Here is a 19404-nt window from a genome sequence, read left to right as displayed (position 1 = left end):
CCGCAGATGACCTGCGCCGCCATGAAAAAGCCCCGCACTGCAGCGTCGCAGTAGCGGGGCGATCAGGCGCGGCCGCAGCCGCGCAGGTGGGGCGCCGGCGTCAGAGCGCCTGCATTTCCTTGTTCGTCCTGGGGCCTGCGGCCTCCGGCGCCTTGGGCTGTGCGGGCGCTGCGCCGGCCGCCGTCGCCGCCGTCTTGCCCAGGGTGGCCGGCACGTCCAGGTAGGGCAGGTGCAGGGCGCTGCTGGTCATGCGGCGGATCTCGTTGGTCAGGGCCGGGTCTTCATTGAGCTTGCGGCCGTAGGAAGGAATGATCTCCTTCAGGCGCGCCTTCCAGCCGGTGTCCGTCATCTGCTGGGGGAAGGCCTTGGCCATCAGGTTCAGCATGATGTGCGGGGCGGTGGAGGCACCGGGCGATGCGCCCATCAGGGCGGCAATGGTGCCGTCCTTGTCGGACACGATCTCGGTGCCGAACTGCAGCACCGCGCCTTCCTTGGGGTCGCGCTTGATGACCTGAACGCGCTGGCCCGCGGTGATGAGCTTCCAGTCTTCGCGCTTGGCGTTGGGGAAGTAATCCTGCAGCGCGCGCTGGCGGTCGTCATCGGTCAGCTCGGCCTGTTGCAGCAGGTACTTGACCAGGTCCAGGTTGTGGATGCCCACGCGCAGCATGCCCACCAGGTTGTCGTGCGTGACGGAAGAGAACAGGTCGAACCAGGAGCCCTGCTTGAGGAATTTGCTGGTGGCCAGCGCGAACGGTCCGAACAGCACGACGGGCTGGCCGTCCATGTTGCGGGCGTCGAGGTGGGGCACCGACATCGGGGGCGAGCCCGTGGCGGCCTTGCCGTAAGCCTTCACCGTGTGGCGGGCGGTCAGGGCGGCGTTCTCGATGGACAGGAACTGGCCTCCGACTGGAAAGCCCGCATAGTCCTTCGATTCGGGAATGCCCGAAGCCTGCAGCAGCTGCAGCGCGGCGCCACCGGCGCCCACGAAGACGAACTTGGCCTTGACGGTCCGTTCCTTGCCGCCGTCGCCCAGGTGGGCCACGGTCACGTTCCAGGTCTTGTCGTCGTTCTGGCGCAGCGCGCGCACTTCGTTTTGCAGGTGCAGCTGGAAGTTGGGGCTCTTGCGCAGGCCCTGGACCAGCTGGCTGGTCACGGCGCCGTAGTTGACGTCGGTGCCCAGGGGCATGAAGGTGGCGGCCACCTTCTGCTTCGGGTCGCGCCCTTCGATCATCAGAGGCGCCCACTTCTGGATCTGCGCCTGGTCTTCCGAGTACTCCATGCCGTAGAACAGGGGGTTCTTGATCAGGGCCTCGCGGCGCTTGCGCAGGTATTCGATGTTTTCGTCACCCCAGACGAAGCTCATGTGCGGCGTGGGGTTCACGAAGGTTTCGGGCGACTGCATGTTGCCGCGGCCGATCTGGTGCGCCCAGAACTGGCGCGACACCTCAAACTGCTCGGCGATGCCGACGGCGCGCTTGGTCTCGATCGTGCCATCGGGCAGCTCGGGCGTGTAGTTCAGTTCCGCGAAGCCCGAGTGGCCCGTGCCCGCGTTGTTCCAGCCATTGGAGCTTTCCAGCGCCACGCCGTCCAGGCGCTCGAACACCTCGATCTTCCAGTCCGGCTGCAACTCCTGCAGGTAGGTGGCGAGCGTGGCGCTCATCACGCCCGCGCCCACCATCACGACGTCGACGGGCTGGTCGTTCTCGGCAGGAGGAACGGAGCGGGGAAAGAGCGGCCAGTACAGGAACAGGACGGCCGCAAGGATCAGCACCACAACGGCGCCTAACAACGCTTTGATCGACTTTTTCATAGATTTGGTTGGACTGATTGCAATTGAAAAAGCCTGCGCGGACTCGGCAGGCTTTCACGCTTATCAAAAATTGAAGCTCCCTGACATCGGGAATTGTCCCATTAGGTAAATACCCTGACAAACATCAAAGTTTCACGAAATCGGCCGGTGAAAATCGGGCTCACCGGCCGCAAACCCGCATGGATATTGGGTTGGCCGTGTTTCGGGCACAAAAAAACCGCCCGAAGGCGGTTCTTTCGTTTTGCTGACAGCGCACCCGTTACAAACGGCGGACGGCAGGGCCGTCCGGGCTGTTTGCCTGAAAGGTCAGGCGGCCAGGGCCAGGGTTTTCACCTTGGCGGACAGGCGGCTCTTGTCGCGAGCGGCCTTGTTCTTGTGGAAGATGCCCTTGTCGGCGATGGTGTCGACGACGGCTTGCATCTTCGCAAACAGTTCGGTGGCCTTGGTCTTGTCGCCGGCCAGGACGGCCTTCTCGACATTCTTGACCGCGGTACGGTACTTGGAGCGCAGCGAGGTGTTCGCGGCGTTCAGCTTGACGTCCTGGCGGACGCGCTTGCGGCCGGAGGCGAGACGGGGGTTCTTTTTCTTGGGCTTGGCAGATGCCATGGTAAATTTTCCTTAAGTGTCTGAGGATGATGTCAGCAAAGCCCGCGATTATAGCCCAGCGACTCGGGCGAGGCCGCAGGGTCGCTTCGACGCAGGCAGGCGGCTCCCTTCGGTGAGGTCCGAGGGGCAGGCATTCCGCGGACCGGCGCCGGCCGCAGCGCAGCGCATACACTCGCGGCCGTGTCCCTGTTCAAAGCCGCCTCCACCGTTTCCCTGCTGACCCTGGCCTCCCGCGTGACGGGCCTGGTGCGCGATCTGCTGATGGCCTCGCTGTTCGGGGCCAATGCGCTCACCGACGCCTTCAACGTCGCTTTCCGCATTCCCAACCTGTTTCGCCGGCTGTTCGCCGAAGGGGCCTTCAGCCAGGCCTTCGTGCCCGTGCTCGCGGCGCACAAGGCCCAGCACGGCGACGAGGCCACGCGCCGGCTCATCGCCAGCGTGGCGACGGTGCTGTTCTGGGTGCTGCTGCTGACCTGCGTGCTGGGCGTGCTGGGCGCGCCGCTGCTGGTGTGGCTGCTCGCCAGCGGCCTGCGCCAGAGCGCCGGCGGGTTCGATGCCGCCGTGGTCATGACGCGCTGGATGTTCCCATACATCGGCTTCATGTCGCTGGTGGCCCTCTCGGCCGGCGTGCTCAACACCTGGAAGCGCTTCGCCGTGCCGGCGGCCACGCCGGTGCTGCTCAACGTCTGCATGATCGCCGCCGCCTGGCTGGGCGCGCCGCAGCTGGCTGCGCGCGGCATCGAGCCCATCTATGCCATGGCCGGAGGCGTGATGCTGGGCGGCATCACGCAACTGGCGGTGCAACTGCCCGCGCTGTTCCGGCTGGGCCTGCTGCCGCGCATCGGCCTCACCCCCGGGGCCATTCGCACGGCGTGGCACGACCCGGGCGTTCGCCGCATCCTCACCCTGATGGGCCCGGCGTTGCTGGGCGTGGGCGTGGCGCAGATCTCGCTCATGATCAACACGCAGATCGCCTCGTACCTTGCGCCGGGCAGCGTGACCTGGCTGTTCTACGCCGACCGGCTCATGGAGTTTCCCACCTCGCTGCTGGGCGTGGCGCTGGGCGTGGTGCTGACGCCGCAACTGGCGGCCGCCAAGGCGGCCGGCGATGCCGCCCGCTACTCGTCCATGCTCGACTGGGGGCTGCGCATCGTCGTGGTGCTGTCCGTGCCCTGCGCGGTGGGCCTGCTCACCTTTGCCGAGCCCCTGGTGGCCACGCTGTTCCACCACGGCGCGCTGCAGGACAGCGACGTCGGCCAGATCGCCCTGGCCCTGGCCGGCTACGGCGCGGGGCTGCTGGGCCTGGTGGCGATCAAGGTGCTGGCACCCGGCTACTACGCCAGCCAGGACATCCGCACGCCGGTGCGCATCGCCATCGTGGTGCTGGTGGTCACGCAGCTCTTGAACGCCGCGCTGGTGCCGCTGATCGACCACGCGGGCCTTGCGCTGTCCATCGGCCTCGGGGCCCTGATCAATGCGCTGTGGCTGCTGATCGGCCTGCTGCGGCGCGGCACCTACCAGCCCCAGCCCGGATGGGCCCGGCTGGCGCTGCAGGTGGTGGCCGCCAGCGCGCTGCTGGCGGTGCTGCTGATGTGGGGATCGCGCCATTTCGACTGGCTGGCCCTGCGGGCGCACGAGGGGCAGCGCGCCGGGCTTCTGGCCCTGCTGATGGGCGGCGCGGCGCTGCTGTATTTCGGGGCGCTCTGGGCGGCGGGCCTCAAGCTGCGCGAACTGCTGCGCCGCTGACCGCCTTCGCGCCGGGTTTCGTCCCTTCGGAACCCCGCTTGACGCCGCCCGGCACGCCCCTTACAACCCTCCAATGGCCCTGAGCTATTCCCTTCCCACTCCGCTGGAGTACTTCGCCACGCTGGTGCGCAGCGACGACCAGTTTCCCCTGCTGGAGGCGGCGGCGTCCATCGCGCAGGACGAGTACCCCGAGCTGGACGTGCAGCAGTTGCTCGGCGACGTGGACCAGCTGCTCGCCCGGCTGCGCCGGCGGCTGCCCGCCGATGCGTCGTCGCTGCAGCGCCTGCGCTCGCTCAACCAGTTCTTCTTCGGCGACCTGGGCTTCGCGGGCAACGTCAACGATTACTACGACCCCGAGAACAGCTACCTCAATGCCGTGCTGCGCACGCGACGGGGCATTCCGATTTCGCTGGCGCTGGTGTGGATGGAACTGGCCCAGGGGCTGGACCTGCACGCGCGCGGCGTCTCGTTTCCTGGGCACTTCATGATCAAGGTGCTGTTGCCCAAAGGGCAGGTGGTGATGGACCCGACCACGGGCCAGTCGCTGTCGCGGGAAGAGCTGTCCGAGCGGCTCGAACCCTACCGGCACCGCAGCAGCGGTTTGGTGGACGACTACGACATTCCGCTGGGCCTGTACCTGCAGGCGGCGCCGCCGCGCGACGTGATCGCGCGCATGCTGCGCAACCTCAAGGAGATCCACCGCTCGCAAAAGGACTGGGCGCGGCTGGTGGCCGTGCAGGACCGGCTCATCGTGCTGCTGCCCGACGCCTGGGGCGAGTGGCGGGACCGGGGCCTGGCCCATGCGGAGCGGGGCGACACGGCATTGGCCGTGGCCGACCTCGAGACGTACCTGGCGCGCGTGGAAGACGGGCTCGACATCGACGCCATCGCCGAGCGCGTGAGCCTGCTGCGCCGCGCCAGCAACTGAGGCGCAGCACGGCCAACGGCGCTGGAAGGGCTCTGCTGGGCGCTCTTACTGGCGCGCCGTGCGCACGTTGGGTGGCAGGGCTTGCGGGTGGCTGGTGCGCAGCGGGTTGATGTCCAGCCCGCCGCGGCGGGTGTAGCGCGCATACACCGACAGCTTGATCGGCTTGCAGCGCGTCCACACGTCCATGAAGATGCGCTCCACGCACTGCTCGTGGAATTCGTTGTGGTTGCGAAAGCTCACCAGGTACTGCAGCAGCCCGGCCTGGTCGATCTGCGGGCCGCTGTAGTGGATGCGCACGCTGCCCCAGTCCGGCTGGCCGGTCACCAGGCAGTTGCTTTTCAGCAGGTGGCTCGTGAGCGCCTCGGTCACCGGCGTCTCGGCATGGTTGGCCGACAGCAGCTCGGGGGCCGGCGTGTACTTCGTGCATTCCACGTCCAGGCGGTCGAGCAGCAGGCCGTCCAGTTCCTGCACGGGCTCGCGGTCGAACAGCTCGGGCTGCAGCAGCTTCACGCCCACCGTGCCTGCGTGGGGCGCCCCGCGCCAGACGGCTTCGCTCACGTCGGCGCGGATGCGGGCCTGCACCTCGGCGGCGTCCGTGAAGCGCGTGTTGTTGAAGCTGTTCAGGTAGAGCTTGAACGACTTGCTCTCGACGATGTTCGGCGTCTCGCACGGCACCGTCACATGGGCGATCGCCACCTGCGGCTTGCCGCGCGGGTTGAGCCAGGACAGCTCGAACGCCGTCCACAGGTCGGCGCCGAAGAAGGGCGGCGTGTCGCCGATGCCGATCTCCGCCCGCTTGCCGGCCCGGGGGATCGGAAAGAGCAGGGCGGCGTCGTACTGGTCCGCATAGGCGGATGCGCGGCCCAGCTGCGATTGTTCGGGGGTGTTCATGGAACTCCGTGTTTCTGTTTGCTATTGATTTAATAGCTATGGAGGCAATGAGAACTAGGGCGTCAGGCCGATTTCATTCGAATTTTCGTTCGCGCAGCCATTTGGTAGCGATCCACTTCTCGCCGGCGATCACCGGCGCGCCGCCGTGCAGTGTGCGCGTGGACGGGTGGGGGCGTTCGTAGCTGAAGAACACCGCGTTGCCCTGGCGCGGCGCGATCTCCAGGTGCACGTCGGGGAAGGTGGTGCCGCCGCCCTTGTCCGGGTTGTTCAGGTAGATCACCAGCGTGGCCACCCGCTGCCCGCCGCGGCGCAGGATGGTCGGCGTGCCGGGCTCGGCAGGGTCGAAGTAGTCGTAGTGGGGCTTGTACTCCGCGCCCGGGCGGTAGTGCAGCACCTGCAGGCCTTCGCCGTTTTCCAGCGGCCAGTTCACCAGCTTGGCGATGCGCTCTTCCAGGAGGCGCACCACCGCGTTCTCGCCGATCTGGAAGAACATGCCGTCGCTCGTGCGGTCGTCGTTCACCTCTTCGCCGCCCGTGCGCGTGGCCACGGTGAGCGAACGCGCCATGCGCGGCTCGGCTTCGGCCACCAGCGCTTCGCACTCCTCGGGCGAGAGCAGGTTGCCGAACAGCACCACGCGGGGCTGGGCCATGGACATCAGTACCTCGACCTGGCGGTCGCCCACGTCGATGAAGAGCGGCGATTCGCCCACGGCCGGTTCGGGCACGCGCGAGGCAGGAGGCTGCCCCTGCTGCACCGCCAGCGCTTCCAGGTGGTCGCGCAGCACATGCTCCATGGCGTGCGCGGCCACGTCCTCCCGCCAGCCCGCGTCGAGCATGGACTGGAGCACCACCGGCGCCTGAAAACCGGCCTGGGCCTGCGCGATGATCCATTCGCGCAGCTCCGGCGTCACGGATTGGGACGGGGCATCGGCCGGGGCGGAGGAGGTGGTCTGGCGGGAACGTGCGGGCATGGCGTGGTGGGCGTCAGTGGCGTTGGCGTTTCGGGAAGAGGAATCCAGTCGATCGTCGGGGCCGGGAGGCGCGGGGCCATCCGCCCTCAGGCGGCCTTGCGGCGGAACACGAGCCGCTCCGGCGTGGAGGCGGCACTGGCGAAAGCATAGCCTTCCAGGTCAAAACCCTCGAGCTGGCGCGGTGTGGCCACCTGGTGTTGGATGGCATGGCGCGCCATGAGCCCGCGCGCCCGCTTGGCGTGGAAGCTGATGATCTTGTAGGCCCCGCCTTTCCAGTCTTCAAACACGCACTCGATGACGCGCGCCTTCAGCACCTTGCGGTCCACCGACTTGAAGTATTCCTGCGACGCCAGGTTCACGACCACCGGCGTGGCGTCGGCCGCCAGTTGCCGGTTGAGGTGCTCCGCAATCGACGCCCCCCAGAACTGGTACAGGTTGGCGCCCGCATCGGTGGCGAGCCGGGTGCCCATTTCCAGACGGTAGGGCTGCATGCGGTCCAGCGGGCGCAGCACGCCGTACAGGCCGCTCAGGATGGCGACATGGCGCTGGGCCCAGTCCAGCTCGGCCAGCGTGAGCGAGCGGGCCTGCAGGCCTTCGTACACATCGCCGTTGAAGGCCAGCACGGCCTGGCGCGCATTGGCCGCAGTGAACTTCGGCCGCCATGCGGCATACCGCGCCACGTTCAGCGTGGCCAGCGGATCGCTGATGCCCATCAGGGCGGCAACGTCCTGCGGCGACTTCTGCCGCAGCACTTCGATGAGCCGGGTGGACTGGGGGACGAACTGCGGCAGCGTGTGCCCGACGCCTTCGGGCAGGGGCGTGTCGTAGTCCAGGGATTTGGCGGGAGACAGCAGGAACAGCATGGGAGTCGCGATGGTCCGGTGACCTCGGAGGGGGAAGCGGAAAGCCCGGCAGCGGGCTTTCCGGCAAAGACGACAACCGGCCCGGGCATTGCACCGCGGGCCGGCGGCGCCGCATCAGGCGGCGGGCGGCTGCTCGAACGGCAGCGTCAGGTCGCGCAGGTCGCGGCGCGTTTCCACCAGCACCAGCGGGCCTTCATCGATCGCCACCACCGGGGGGCGTTCGCGCGGCACGTGGACCGGGCGCGGTTCGGCCGCGATGGCGGCCTGCGCGGCGGCGATCTTCTCCGCATCGGAGTTGACCCACTGCAGGCCCGAGGTCTGGGCGACCTGGTTCAGCTCGTCCACCGGCAGGGTGAATGACTGCACCCGTGGCATGGCGCCATTCGGCTGGGCAGGGGCTGCGGCTTGGGCTGGAGCGGCGGCAGCAGGCTGCACCACGGGGGCCGGCACGGGCGTTGGCGCCACCGGAGCCACTGGGGCCGCCGTGGAGGCCACTGGCGCGACCGGGGCCGCGACCGGAGCGGGTGCCGACACGGGACGCGGGGCGACCGGCGCAGGGGCCACCGGCTCCAAGGCAGGCGCGCTGGGCACCGCCGATTCCACGGGCGCATCGGTGGCTGGTGCGGCGACGGGCTCGTGGGCCTGCGGCGCGGCGGCAGCGGACGCGTTGAAGTAGCTGCGGCGTGCGGGTTCCTGCGAGGCTTCGGCGGGCGCGCTGTCGGCAGGGGCCGTCGCGCTGACATCGAAGTCCATCAGGTTGCCGACAGGCTGCTCCTGCTCCGCACCGTTTTCACGCGGAGCCCGCTCGCCGCGCTCGCGGCGATCACGGCCGTAACGGTCGCGCGACCGGCGTTCACGGCGCTCATCGCCTCCGGCGGCGGGTGCGGCCGGGGCGGCGTCGTTGCCGGTAAGGTCCAGGTCGGGCAGGGACGCCATGGGGGACGTGTCCACGAAGTCCGCCACGGGGCCCTGGCCTGCGCCGGCGGCCTCGTCGACGCGGGGAGCGCGTTCACCACGCCCGCCACGCTCGCCGCGGCCACCGCGCTCGCCACGTTCGCGGCGGGGGCCACGCTCGCTGCGTGCGGCTTCCACGGGTTCACCGGCACCGTCCAGGGTGACGGAAGCGGTCGCGGGCAACGCAGCGCCGGTTTCGGCGTTCAGCGGGGCCTGGCGGGGCTCGCCGTCCCGGCCGCGGCCGCGGCCTTCGCGTGGCTCGCGGGGTTCACGGCCTTCACGGGGCTCGCGCCCGCCATTGCGGGGTTCGCCTTCCGGACGGCCCTCGCGGCCTTCCCGGCCACCGCGTGCTTCACCGTCGCGGGGGCCGCGGCCGTTGCCGTTCCCGTTGCGTGGGGCTTCGCCCTCCGGGCGCTCCGCACGGCCGTCACGGCCATCGCGGCGGCCACGGCCTTCGCCATTGCCTTCCCGTTGGCCGTCGCGCGAGCCATTGCGGTCGCTGCCGTTGCGTTCACCGCGGCGGCCGCGTTCGCCGCCACGGCCTTCACGCCGGCCTTCCCGTGCGGGTTCGGCCACCGGGGCCGGTGCCGGCGCTGCCACAGGCGCCGGAGCGCGTGGGGGCTCGCCGAAACCGAACAGGCTCTTGAGCCATGCGAAGAACCCTTGCTCCTGGGGCGCGGGCGCCACGGTCGGCGCGGGTGCCGGAGCCGGGGTGGCCGCCGCAGCCGCAGCGGCGGCCGCTGCCGCGGGTCGGCTGTGCGACGGGTTGCGGGCCGCGCCTTCCGGACGGGGCTCGGCGATCGGCGCCGGCGCGTCGGGCAGCACGCCCTTGATCACCGGGGTCTGCTTGTTGGTGGGCTCCTGCGAGCGGCGCGTGACGGCGGTGGGGTCTTCCACTTCTTCGACGAGCTTGTAGCTGGCGTCGATGTGGTCCAGGCGCGGGTCGTCGTGCTTGAGGCGCTCGAGCTTGTAATTCGGCGTCTCCAGGGTCTTGTTGGGCACCATCAGCACGGTCACGCGCTGCTTGAGTTCGATCTTGGCGATCTCGGGGCGCTTTTCGTTGAGCAGGAACGAGGCCACTTCCACCGGCACCTGGCAGTGCACGGCGGCCGTGTTGTCCTTCATGGACTCTTCCTGGATGATCCGCAGGATCTGCAGCGCCGACGATTCGGTGTCGCGGATGTGGCCCGAGCCGCCGCAACGGGGGCAGGGGATGGAGGAGCCTTCGCTCAGCGCAGGCTTGAGGCGCTGGCGGCTCATCTCCATCAGGCCGAACTTGCTGATCGTGCCGAACTGCACGCGGGCGCGGTCCTGGCGCAGCGCGTCGCGCAAGCGGTTTTCCACTTCGCGGCGGTTTTTCGACTCTTCCATGTCGATGAAGTCGATCACGATCAGGCCGCCCAGGTCGCGCAGGCGCATCTGGCGGGCCACTTCGTCGGCGGCTTCCAGGTTGGTGCGGGTGGCGGTTTCCTCGATGTCGCCGCCCTTGATGGCGCGGGCGGAGTTCACGTCCACGCTCACCAGTGCTTCGGTATGGTCGATCACGATGGCGCCGCCGGAGGGCAGGGTCACGGTGCGGGCGTAGGCCGACTCGATCTGGTGCTCGATCTGGAAGCGGCTGAACAGCGCGGCGTCGTCGCGGTAGCGCTTGACCTTGCCGGCATGCTCGGGCATCACGTGCGCCATGAACTGGTGCGCCTGCTCGTAGATGTCGTCCGTGTCGATGAGGATGTCGCCGATATCGCCGTTGAAATAATCACGGATCGCGCGGATCACCAGGCTCGACTCCTGGTAGATCAGGAATGCGCCCTTGCCGCCCTTGGCCGCGCCGTCGATGGCGGTCCAGAGCTTGAGCAGGTAGTTCAGGTCCCATTGCAGTTCCGGCGCCGTGCGGCCGATGCCGGCGGTGCGCGCGATGATGCTCATGCCCTTGGGGTATTCGAGCTGGTCCATCGCCTCCTTGAGTTCGGCCCGGTCTTCGCCCTCGATGCGGCGCGACACGCCGCCACCGCGCGGGTTGTTGGGCATCAGCACCACATAGCGGCCGGCCAGCGACACGAAGGTGGTCAGGGCGGCGCCCTTGTTGCCGCGCTCTTCCTTCTCGACCTGCACCAGCAGTTCCTGGCCTTCGCGGATCACGTCGTTGATGCGCGCCTGGCTGACCGAAACGCCTTCGGCGAAGTACTGGCGGGAGATTTCCTTGAACGGCAGGAAGCCGTGGCGGTCTTCGCCGTAGTCGACGAAGCAGGCTTCCAGCGAGGGCTCGACGCGGGTGACGACGGCCTTGTAGATGTTGCCCTTGCGCTGCTCGCGCCCTTCGATCTCGATTTCGTAGTCCAGCAGCTTCTGGCCGTCGACGATGGCCAGGCGGCGTTCTTCGGGCTGCGTGGCGTTGATGAGCATCCGCTTCATGATGGGATTCCTTTTCGTTGTCGGCCGGGCGGCGCGCAGCGAAAAAGCTGCATCGGCGCGCGTCCCGACCATTCAAACCAATGACACAGGCTCTTCAGGAGCCATGGATGCCAGGGCCGACGCGTTGAAACGAAGGGAATTGCCGCAAAGCCACGCGGCTGCGAAGCACTAGCTTCGCAGTCGTGGCGGGGGCGCGTGGATGGGGGCGAGGGGAAATGTGTGCAGCGTTGCCATGAAAGACTTGGCTGATGGCGCGGGCTGCACGGGCGATGCCGGCGATTGCGGAGCCCATGCCGAAGGCAGGCGCCTTCGCCAAAGGGTCACAATCCATGCCAACAATGCCCACATGTTTTCGCTTTGATCCGCCCGCAGAACCTGCCTGTTGGGCGGCCTGCGGACTGGGGATTCCGGTTTCGGTGTTTCAATTTGTCAGCCGGCCGCGCGGCGTGGGAGCCACCACAGGCATCTGGCCTGCAATCTGCGCACACGACACCCGTTGGCATCGACCTGCCTGCGCGGCTTGCAAGGTTGCGTGGACTAAACTCCAGACAAATCAACCACTTACAGAACATCGCGCAGGTGAAACACATTATAGGGGGCAAACCGGCGACGGACCGTGCCCCAAACCCCGCCCCCGCTGCAGCCCGCATCGTCGAAGTCGACGAGGACTCTGCCGGCCAAAGGCTCGATAACTTTCTGATACGCCATCTGAAGGGCGTCCCCAAAACGCACGTGTACCGCATCATCCGCAGCGGCGAAGTGCGCATCAACAAGGGCCGCGCCAGCGCGGACACCCGGGTCGCCACGGGCGATCAGGTGCGCCTGCCGCCCGTGCGCATTTCGGACAAGGTGGCCGAGAAGGCCGAGCGCCCGGCGCCGGCCCGCGAATTCCCCATCCTGCTGGAGGACGACCACCTGATCGCCATCGACAAGCCCGCGGGCGTGGCGGTGCATGGCGGCAGTGGCGTGAGCTTCGGCGTCATCGAGCAGTTGCGGCAGGCCCGTCCCCAGGCGAAGTTCCTGGAACTCGTGCACCGGCTGGACCGGGAAACCTCGGGCATCCTCCTCGTGGCCAAGAAGCGTTCCGCGCTCACGCACCTGCAGGACCAGTTCCGGGAGCGGGAGACCGGCAAGACCTACCTGGCCCTGGTGCCCGGCACCTGGGCGGCCAACAAGAAAGTGATCGACACGCCCTTGCACAAGTACCTGCAGGCCGATGGCGAGCGGCGGGTGCGGGTGACCACGCCGGAAGACCCGGACGGCATGCGCTCCATCACCCTCGTGAAAGTGCGCAGCCACCTGCCGGCGCGCGCGGCCGAGGGGCTGCCGGCCATGAGCCTGCTGGAAGTCACCATCAAGACCGGTCGCACCCACCAGATCCGCGTGCACCTGGCCAGCCAGGGCCATGCGATCGCGGGCGACGACAAATACGGCGACTTCGAACTCAACAAGCGGCTGCACAAGCATGGTCTCAAGCGCATGTTCTTGCATGCGTGGCGGTTACAGTTCTCCCATCCCTCCCACGGCGAGCGCATCGAACTGCGCGCAGAGTTGCCGCCTGATCTGGCGCAATTCACCGCCGCCACTGCCTGAACACCATGCCCACGACCCCACGCCGCCGCTTCGACCTCATCGCTTTCGATTGGGACGGCACCCTCTACGACTCCACCGCCATCATCGTGCGCTGCATTCAGGACTCCGTGCGCGACGTCGGTGGCACGGTGCCGACCGATCAGGCTGCGGCCTGGGTGATCGGCATGGGCCTCATGCAGGCGCTGACCCACGCCGCACCCGATGTGCCGCCGGAAAAACACGCCGAACTGGGCAACCGCTACCGTTATCACTACCTCAAGCACCAAGACGATCTGAGCCTGTTTTCCGGCGTGTTGCCCATGCTGGAAGACCTGCGCGCCCGAGGCCACTTGCTGGCGGTGGCGACCGGCAAGAGCCGGCGCGGCCTGGACGAGGTGCTGCACACGGTGGCGCTGCGGGGCATGTTCGATGGTTCCCGCACGGCCGACGAAACCGCCGGCAAGCCACACCCGCTCATGCTCCAGGAGCTGATGGCCGAGTTCGATGTGGCCCCGGAGCGCGTGTTGATGATCGGCGACACCACCCACGACCTGCAGATGGCCCTGTCGGCCGGGTGCTCCAGCGTGGGGGTGAGCTACGGAGCGCACGAGTCGGGCGAGTTCGAAAGCCTCCAACCCCTGGCCGTGATGCATTCCGTGCCGGAACTGCACGCCTGGCTTTTGCGGCACGCCTGACGCTGCCGCTGCACGCCATAGCCCATCGCCGGTCGTTGCCCATGGCCTCTTCCTCGCAACCCATCGACCTTTGCCCCAGCGCCGATCTGGTGGACGGGGGGCAGGCCGTTGCCTTCGACGTCCTGTATGCCGGCCAGGCCTGCCGCGCCTTTGCCGTGCGCTTCGCAGGCCGGCCGCATGCCTATCTGAACCGGTGCACGCACGTGCCGATGGAGATGGATTACCAGCCGGACCGCTTCTTCGACGACACCGGCCAGTGGCTGCTGTGCGCCACGCACGGCGCCGCCTATCGGCCCGACACGGGCGCCTGCGCAGGTGGCCCGTGCCGCGGTGGCCTGGTGAAGATCCAACTCTCCGAAGGCCAGGGCGTAGTGCGCTGGCATACTGACTCCCACTTGCAACCTGTCGAATTCTGACAAATGACCGAACCGACCCGGCCCGAACCCTCTGGTTCTGGGCAGACTCCCCCGCCAGCGCCTGACCTGTGGGCGCAGACTGCTACTGAAAAAGAAGCAAAAGACCCTGCGAAAGCGCCAGGCTGGGAGCGTGACGTGTTGGAAAAGCTGGTGTTCGCGACCTTGTCCGAGCAGCGCTCCGCACGCCGCTGGCGCATTTTTACCCGGTTGGCGTGGCTGGTCTTCCTGATTGCCGTGGCCTGGGTGTTGCTGGCGCGCGACGCTACCAGCACGAGCAAGAGCACGCCCCACACGGCGGTGGTGGACATCAAGGGCGAGATCGCCGCGGGGGCCGAAGCCAGCGCCGAGTTCGTGGTGGCGGCCATGCGCAGTGCCTTCGAAGACTCCGGATCGCAGGCCGTGGTGCTGCTCATCAACTCGCCGGGCGGCAGCCCGGTACAGGCCGGCATCATCAATGACGAGATCATTCGCCTGAAGGCCAAGTACAACAAACCCGTCTACGCCGTGGTGGAGGAAACCTGCGCATCGGCCGCTTATTACATCGCCGCCGCCGCCGACGAGATCTACGTGGACAAGGCCAGCATCGTCGGCAGCATCGGCGTGCTGATGGATGGTTTCGGCTTCACCGGCACGATGGAAAAGCTGGGCGTGGAGCGTCGCCTGCTGACAGCGGGCGAGAACAAGGGCTTCCTCGACCCGTTCAGCCCGCAGACCGAAAAGCAGCGCGCCTATGCGCAGGCCATGCTGGACCAGATCCACCAGCAGTTCATCCATGTGGTCAAGGAAGGGCGCGGCGATCGGCTCAAGCCCACGGCGGACACCTTCAGCGGCTTGTTCTGGACCGGCCAGCAGGCGGTGGAGATGGGGTTGGCCGACCACCTGGGCAACCTCGACTATGTGGCACGCGAGGTCGTCAAGGCGGAAGACATCATCGACTACACCCGCCGCGACAACGTCGCCGAGCGGCTGGTCAAGAAGTTCGGCGCTGCCATGGGCCAGACGGCCGTGCAGGCCATCAAGGGCGCACCGGCCATCCGCTGAGGGCTCGCCATCCGGGGGGCTGCCGCCGGCCCGGGCTCGGTGCCCGGTGGTCCGGATCAGCGGTTGGAATCCCTGAGATCTGTTGATCGGGCCTAACGCCCAATGGCAAAGACGGCCGGTATCCGGTTATCGGGCACTTCAATTTGCTGTCGCCATTGGCGCACGAGCCGGCTTGCCGTGCGCGCCTGCGGCAGTGTGAGCCCGCTGGCAATCGCCAGCCGGGTATTGGGCTGCAAGGTTTGCACCAGGGCCTGCCACAGCGCGGCGTTGCGGTACGGGGTCTCGATGAACAGTTGCGTTTGCCCTTGCTTGAGCGCCAGGGCCTCCAGTTCGCGGATGCGCTGGGTGCGCTGGGCCGAATCCTGCGGCAGATAGCCTGCAAAAGAAAAACCCTGTCCATTGAGACCGCTCGACGCCAGCGCCAACAAGAGCGACACGGGGCCCACCAGTGGCACCACCCTCAGCCCGCAATCGTGTGCGGCACGCACCACCGAGCTGCCAGGGTCCGCCACCGCAGGCATGCCCGCCTCGCTCACCAGGCCCATGTCGTTGCCTGCCAAAGCGGGCTCCAGCAACGTGCGGGCATCAAAGGTCACATGGCCGTCTGCACCATGGTCGCCTTTCTTGTGCACTTCGCGCGGCAACTCGTCGATCTGCTGCAACTGCAGCGGCAGCTTCAGGGGGAATAGCGCATCGACGCGTTTGAGGTAGGCGCGGGTGCTCTTGGCGTTCTCGCAGATCCAGTGGGTGATTTGCGACGCCGCTTGCAATGTCGCGGCAGGCAGGGACTGGTCCAGGGGGGCTTGGGTGTCGCAGCCGAAGTCGAGCGGCGCGGGCACCAGGTAGAGCGTGCCGGTCGATGGGGCTGTCATGGCAGTTCCATTCCAGCGGCGCGCAACATGCGGCAGGTTCGGATCAGCGGCAGGCCGATCAGCGCTGTCGGGTCATCGCTTTGGATGCTGTCAAGCAGGCTGATGCCCAATCCTTCGCTTTTGGCACTGCCGGCGCAGTCGTACGGTTGCTCGGCGCGCAGGTAGCGCTCGATCTCCGCATCGGACAGGTCGCGGAAGCGAACTTCCACCGGTGCCAACTCCACCTTTTCAAACCCCGTAGCGGCGCAGACAACCGCCACTGCGGTCTGGAACACGACGCTGTGGCCCCGCATCTGTTGCAGCTGGGCGACCGCTTTCTCGTGTGTGCCGGGCTTGCCCAGCGGTTGTCCCAAGAGATCCGCCACTTGATCGGAGCCGATCACCACGGCGTCCGGGTGGGCGGCAGAGACGGCGCGGGCCTTGGCCATGGCCAACCGCAAGGCGAGGGCGCTGGGCGCCTCTCCGGCGCGGGGCGTTTCGTCGACATCGGGCGCTGCGACATCGAAAGGCAGGCGCAGGCGGGAGAGCAGTTCGGCCCGATAACGGGAGGTCGAGCCCAGCACCAGACGGCGGGGCAGGGAAGGGGATTGAGGCATGCGCTGATTCTCTTACACTGCCGCCATGACCAAGGAATTCTCCCCTCAGCGCCTCGATGTCAAAGCCTTCGCGCAGGCGGGCGGTCACCTGTCCGGCCATGACTCCCTTTTGAAGTACGAACGCTTGGCCCAGGAGGCCAAAGGCCTGCACCCCGATCTCATGGTGGATTGGCAGGTCGACGGCGAAGTGCGCAGCACGCATGGCATCGGCGGACAGATCTGGCTGCGGCTCACGGTGAACGCAGCGCTTCCCATGACGTGCCAGCGCTGCCTCGGGTCGGTGGATGTGCCGCTTCAGGTGCAGCGTGAGTTCCGCTTCGTGGCGGATGAAGCCACGGCGGAAGCGCTGGACGACGAGAGCGATGAAGATCTGCTGGCCTTGAGCCGCGAGTTCAATCTGCGGGAGTTGATCGAAGACGAGTTGCTCATGGCATTACCCCTGGTGCCACGGCACGACGAATGCCCGGCCCCCGTGCCGATGGAATCCAGCGACGAAGATTTCGAAGAGGCCAGTGCGCAAAAGCCCAACCCTTTCGCGGCACTGGCAGCCTTGCGAAAAGACAAAGCAGAAGACTGAAAACCGTTTGGGCTATAATCGAGGGCTTCGCGCGAATCCCCTCGTGTCTTTATGGGCTGATCGCGTTTTTACCAACCCTTCAAGACTCAGGAGCCACCATGGCTGTTCAGCAAAACAAAAAATCCCCTTCCAAGCGCGGCATGCACCGTTCGCACAATGCTCTCAACGTGCCTGGCACGGCTGTCGAGCCCACCACCGGCGAAGCCCATCTGCGCCACCACATCAGCCCTAACGGTTTCTACCGTGGCCGCCAAGTGCTGAAGAACAAGTCTGAAGCCTGATTTAATTCGCGCGCCAAGGCCCGCTGCTACGAAATTGGTAGCGCGGGCCTTTGTTTTGTTCGCTGTATTTTCATTTCCGGTCGTTTTCTGCGGTCGGACAAGTCGCCCATGATCACACTGGCTGTTGACTGCATGGGGGGCGATCACGGCCCCCGCGTCACGCTAGCGGCGTGCCGCCAGTTCCTAGAAAACCATCCCGAAGCCCGTTTGCTCCTTGTCGGCCAACCTGAAAGCCTCAAGGACTTCAAGCACGATCGGGCCGCTGTCACGCCTGCCAGCGAGGTCGTCACCATGGACGACCCAGTGGAGATTGCCTTGCGCCGTAAGAAGGATTCGTCCATGCGCGTTGCAATTCAGCAGGTCAAGGATGGGGCCGCGCAAGCCGCCATTTCTGCGGGCAACACGGGCGCTTTGATGGCCATCGCTCGCTATCTCCTCAAAACCCTGGACGGAATCGACCGCCCTGCGATTGCAACCCAGATACCCAATGCCAAGGGCGGTGCCACGACCGTGCTGGACTTGGGCGCCAACGTAGATTGCAGTGCCGAGCATCTGCTGCAATTTGCAGTGATGGGGTCAGCGCTGGTGTCTGCACTTCAAGAGGGTTCGGAGCCCACCGTCGGCTTGCTCAACATTGGCGAGGAAGCGATTAAGGGCAGTGAAGTGATTAAAAAAGCAGGCGAACTGTTGCGTACGGTGGGTAATTCGGGTGATCTTCGCTTTTTTGGCAACGTGGAAGGCAACGATATTTTCAAGGGCACGGTCGATATTGTGGTTTGTGACGGTTTTGTGGGGAATGTGGCGCTCAAGGCCAGCGAAGGTGTGGCCTCCATGATCGTCGGTGGACTCAAGCAGGAGTTCAAGCGCAATATCTTTACCAAACTGGCGGCAGTTGTGGCCTATCCGGTGCTATCTGCACTTATGAAGCGAATGGATCACCGTCGCTACAACGGAGCGGCATTGCTCGGGCTGCGCGGATTGGTGTTCAAGAGTCATGGATCTGCGGACGCCATGGCCTTCGAGCAGGCTTTGAACCGGGCGTATGATGCAGCCCGCAACAACCTGCTCGACCGCGTCCGGACGCGGGTGGCGCATGCTGCGCCCTTGCTGGCGCCATCGGATGCCCAGCCTGTCAACACCGCCGTCGGGTCCCCATATTGATGAGACGCTACTCCCGCATTACAGGCACTGGCAGCAGCCTTCCTCCTCGTCGTCTGACCAATGCCGACCTCGTGGCCGAGTTGGCTCAGCGCGGTGTGGAAACATCGGACGAGTGGATCGTCGAGCGCACCGGCATCCGGGCCCGCCACTTCGCGGAGCGCGATGTCTGCAGCAGCGATCTGGGGCTGGAGGCTTCTCGCAATGCGCTGGAGGCGGCAGGGGTTCAGCCGCGGGACATCGATCTGATCATCGTCGCCACGTCCACGCCGGACATGGTTTTCCCTTCGACCGCCTGCATTTTGCAAAACAAGCTGGGGGCCAATGGATGCCCGGCTTTCGATGTGCAGGCCGTCTGCAGTGGTTTCGTTTATGCGCTGGCCGTGGCAGACGCCATGATCCAATCCGGCAGCGCCCGCCGCGCCCTCGTCGTGGGTGCGGAGGTATTCAGCCGCATCCTCGATTTTGATGACCGCACCACCTGCGTGCTGTTTGGTGACGGCGCAGGCGCTGTGGTACTGGAAGCTTCGGAAACTCCTGGCATCCTGTCGAGCGATCTGCATGCCGATGGCCGGCATGTGGGCATTCTGTGTGTGCCGGGCAACGTCTATGGCGGGCAGATTCTGGGTGACCCGTTGCTCAAGATGGATGGCCAGGCCGTTTTCAAGCTGGCTGTGGGTGTGCTGGAAAAAGCAGCCCGTGCTGCCCTGGAGAAGGCCGGCCTGACCGATGCGGACGTGGACTGGCTGATCCCTCACCAGGCCAATATCCGCATCATGCAAAGTACGGCGAAGAAGCTGGGCCTGTCGATGGACAAGGTGGTCGTCACCGTGGACCAACATGGCAACACTTCGGCGGCGTCGATTCCCCTGGCACTCGATCATGCGGTTCGCACCGGCCAGGTCAAGCCCGGACAGACGTTGCTTCTGGAGGGCGTGGGAGGCGGTTTTACATGGGGTGCGGTGCTCCTGAGGCTGTAGCTTGAAACGCTGAAAAATTAAGCGGTGAAGGCGGTT

Annotated in this window: 19 protein-coding genes; 11 read left to right on the top strand and 8 right to left on the bottom strand. The window is 66.5% G+C overall.

The window, feature by feature from the left end; all coding sequences use genetic code 11:
• Window positions 1-100: 100 nt before the first annotated feature.
• Window positions 101-1810, bottom strand: coding sequence for a malate dehydrogenase (quinone) (mqo, locus tag AVAK2825_RS07570; protein WP_284396130.1), 1710 nt, complete (start codon window positions 1808-1810; stop codon window positions 101-103).
• A 306-nt stretch (window positions 1811-2116) separates the two neighbouring features.
• Entirely contained in the window at window positions 2117-2416 is a 300-nt protein-coding gene (rpsT, locus tag AVAK2825_RS07565) for a 30S ribosomal protein S20 (RefSeq protein ID WP_272551520.1), read from the bottom strand.
• 180 nt (window positions 2417-2596) lie between these two features.
• Between rpsT and murJ the strand changes: the two genes are divergently transcribed.
• Together murJ and AVAK2825_RS07555 are read left to right on the top strand one after the other, a co-directional pair.
• Window positions 2597-4162: a murein biosynthesis integral membrane protein MurJ gene (gene murJ / locus AVAK2825_RS07560; protein WP_272567837.1), complete on the top strand. Its 1566-nt coding sequence runs from the start codon at window positions 2597-2599 to the stop codon at window positions 4160-4162.
• Window positions 4163-4235: 73 nt separating this feature from the next.
• The gene (locus tag AVAK2825_RS07555; protein WP_284396124.1) at window positions 4236-5090 is read left to right on the top strand and encodes a SirB1 family protein; all 855 of its coding nucleotides are present in this window, start codon (window positions 4236-4238) and stop codon (window positions 5088-5090) included.
• Window positions 5091-5135: 45 nt separating this feature from the next.
• Here AVAK2825_RS07555 and queF read toward each other — a convergent pair whose 3' ends face one another.
• The 4 genes from queF to AVAK2825_RS07535 all read right to left on the bottom strand — a co-directional run bounded on the left by queF (window position 5136) and on the right by AVAK2825_RS07535 (window position 11180).
• Window positions 5136-5981, bottom strand: a complete 846-nt coding sequence (gene queF, locus AVAK2825_RS07550) for an NADPH-dependent 7-cyano-7-deazaguanine reductase QueF (RefSeq protein ID WP_284396122.1) — start codon at window positions 5979-5981, stop codon at window positions 5136-5138.
• A 73-nt stretch (window positions 5982-6054) separates the two neighbouring features.
• Window positions 6055-6951 carry a 2OG-Fe(II) oxygenase gene (locus AVAK2825_RS07545; RefSeq protein ID WP_284396119.1) on the bottom strand — a complete coding sequence of 299 codons (897 nt, stop codon included), beginning with the start codon at window positions 6949-6951 and terminating at the stop codon, window positions 6055-6057.
• A gap of 86 nt (window positions 6952-7037) precedes the next feature.
• Complete coding sequence (gene yaaA / locus AVAK2825_RS07540) at window positions 7038-7814, bottom strand: peroxide stress protein YaaA (protein WP_284396117.1); 777 nt, start codon at window positions 7812-7814, stop codon at window positions 7038-7040.
• 114 nt (window positions 7815-7928) lie between these two features.
• The gene (locus AVAK2825_RS07535) at window positions 7929-11180 is read right to left on the bottom strand and encodes an Rne/Rng family ribonuclease (protein WP_284396111.1); all 3252 of its coding nucleotides are present in this window, start codon (window positions 11178-11180) and stop codon (window positions 7929-7931) included.
• Here AVAK2825_RS07535 and AVAK2825_RS07530 point away from each other — a divergent pair.
• The 5 genes from AVAK2825_RS07530 to AVAK2825_RS07510 all read left to right on the top strand — a co-directional run bounded on the left by AVAK2825_RS07530 (window position 11164) and on the right by AVAK2825_RS07510 (window position 14904).
• Window positions 11164-11352 (top strand): hypothetical protein, encoded by a 189-nt coding sequence (locus tag AVAK2825_RS07530; protein ID WP_272567848.1) that lies wholly within the window; start codon window positions 11164-11166, stop codon window positions 11350-11352. The two genes, AVAK2825_RS07535 and AVAK2825_RS07530, sit on opposite strands and share 17 nt — an antisense overlap.
• A gap of 407 nt (window positions 11353-11759) precedes the next feature.
• Window positions 11760-12773: an RluA family pseudouridine synthase gene (locus tag AVAK2825_RS07525; RefSeq protein WP_284396109.1), complete on the top strand. Its 1014-nt coding sequence runs from the start codon at window positions 11760-11762 to the stop codon at window positions 12771-12773.
• Window positions 12774-12778: 5 nt separating this feature from the next.
• Window positions 12779-13447, top strand: coding sequence for an HAD family hydrolase (locus AVAK2825_RS07520; protein ID WP_284396106.1), 669 nt, complete (start codon window positions 12779-12781; stop codon window positions 13445-13447).
• Window positions 13448-13488: 41 nt separating this feature from the next.
• Window positions 13489-13863, top strand: a complete 375-nt coding sequence (locus tag AVAK2825_RS07515; RefSeq protein ID WP_284396103.1) for a Rieske (2Fe-2S) protein — start codon at window positions 13489-13491, stop codon at window positions 13861-13863.
• 3 nt (window positions 13864-13866) lie between these two features.
• The gene (locus AVAK2825_RS07510) at window positions 13867-14904 is read left to right on the top strand and encodes a S49 family peptidase (protein WP_284396101.1); all 1038 of its coding nucleotides are present in this window, start codon (window positions 13867-13869) and stop codon (window positions 14902-14904) included.
• Between the two features lie 92 nt (window positions 14905-14996).
• On the opposite strand, the gene AVAK2825_RS07505 is transcribed toward AVAK2825_RS07510, so the two are convergent.
• Both AVAK2825_RS07505 and AVAK2825_RS07500 read right to left on the bottom strand, forming a co-directional pair.
• A complete protein-coding gene (locus AVAK2825_RS07505) occupies window positions 14997-15776 on the bottom strand; it encodes an SAM-dependent methyltransferase (RefSeq protein ID WP_284396097.1) in 780 nt (259 codons plus the stop codon).
• Window positions 15773-16372 carry a Maf family nucleotide pyrophosphatase gene (locus AVAK2825_RS07500; protein WP_284396095.1) on the bottom strand — a complete coding sequence of 200 codons (600 nt, stop codon included), beginning with the start codon at window positions 16370-16372 and terminating at the stop codon, window positions 15773-15775. Before AVAK2825_RS07500 ends, AVAK2825_RS07505 begins: the two co-directional genes overlap by 4 nt.
• Before the next feature lie 25 nt (window positions 16373-16397).
• Here AVAK2825_RS07500 and AVAK2825_RS07495 point away from each other — a divergent pair, with 25 nt between their 5' ends.
• The 4 genes from AVAK2825_RS07495 (at window position 16398) to AVAK2825_RS07480 (ending at window position 19368) form a co-directional block, all read left to right on the top strand.
• On the top strand, window positions 16398-16949 hold the full coding sequence (locus AVAK2825_RS07495) for a YceD family protein (RefSeq protein WP_272567859.1): 552 nt from the start codon (window positions 16398-16400) through the stop codon (window positions 16947-16949).
• 98 nt (window positions 16950-17047) lie between these two features.
• Complete coding sequence (gene rpmF, locus AVAK2825_RS07490) at window positions 17048-17230, top strand: 50S ribosomal protein L32 (protein WP_092744121.1); 183 nt, start codon at window positions 17048-17050, stop codon at window positions 17228-17230.
• A 108-nt stretch (window positions 17231-17338) separates the two neighbouring features.
• On the top strand, window positions 17339-18391 hold the full coding sequence (gene plsX, locus AVAK2825_RS07485; RefSeq protein ID WP_272567862.1) for a phosphate acyltransferase PlsX: 1053 nt from the start codon (window positions 17339-17341) through the stop codon (window positions 18389-18391).
• Complete coding sequence (locus tag AVAK2825_RS07480; RefSeq protein WP_284396088.1) at window positions 18391-19368, top strand: beta-ketoacyl-ACP synthase III; 978 nt, start codon at window positions 18391-18393, stop codon at window positions 19366-19368. Before plsX ends, AVAK2825_RS07480 begins: the two co-directional genes overlap by 1 nt.
• Window positions 19369-19404: the final 36 nt, after the last annotated feature.

Source organism: Acidovorax sp. SUPP2825 (assembly GCF_030158995.1).
Lineage (GTDB): Bacteria > Pseudomonadota > Gammaproteobacteria > Burkholderiales > Burkholderiaceae_C > Paracidovorax.
The sequence above is the reverse complement of the archived record's forward strand: the minus strand, read 5'-3'. Positions and strand labels throughout refer to the sequence as shown.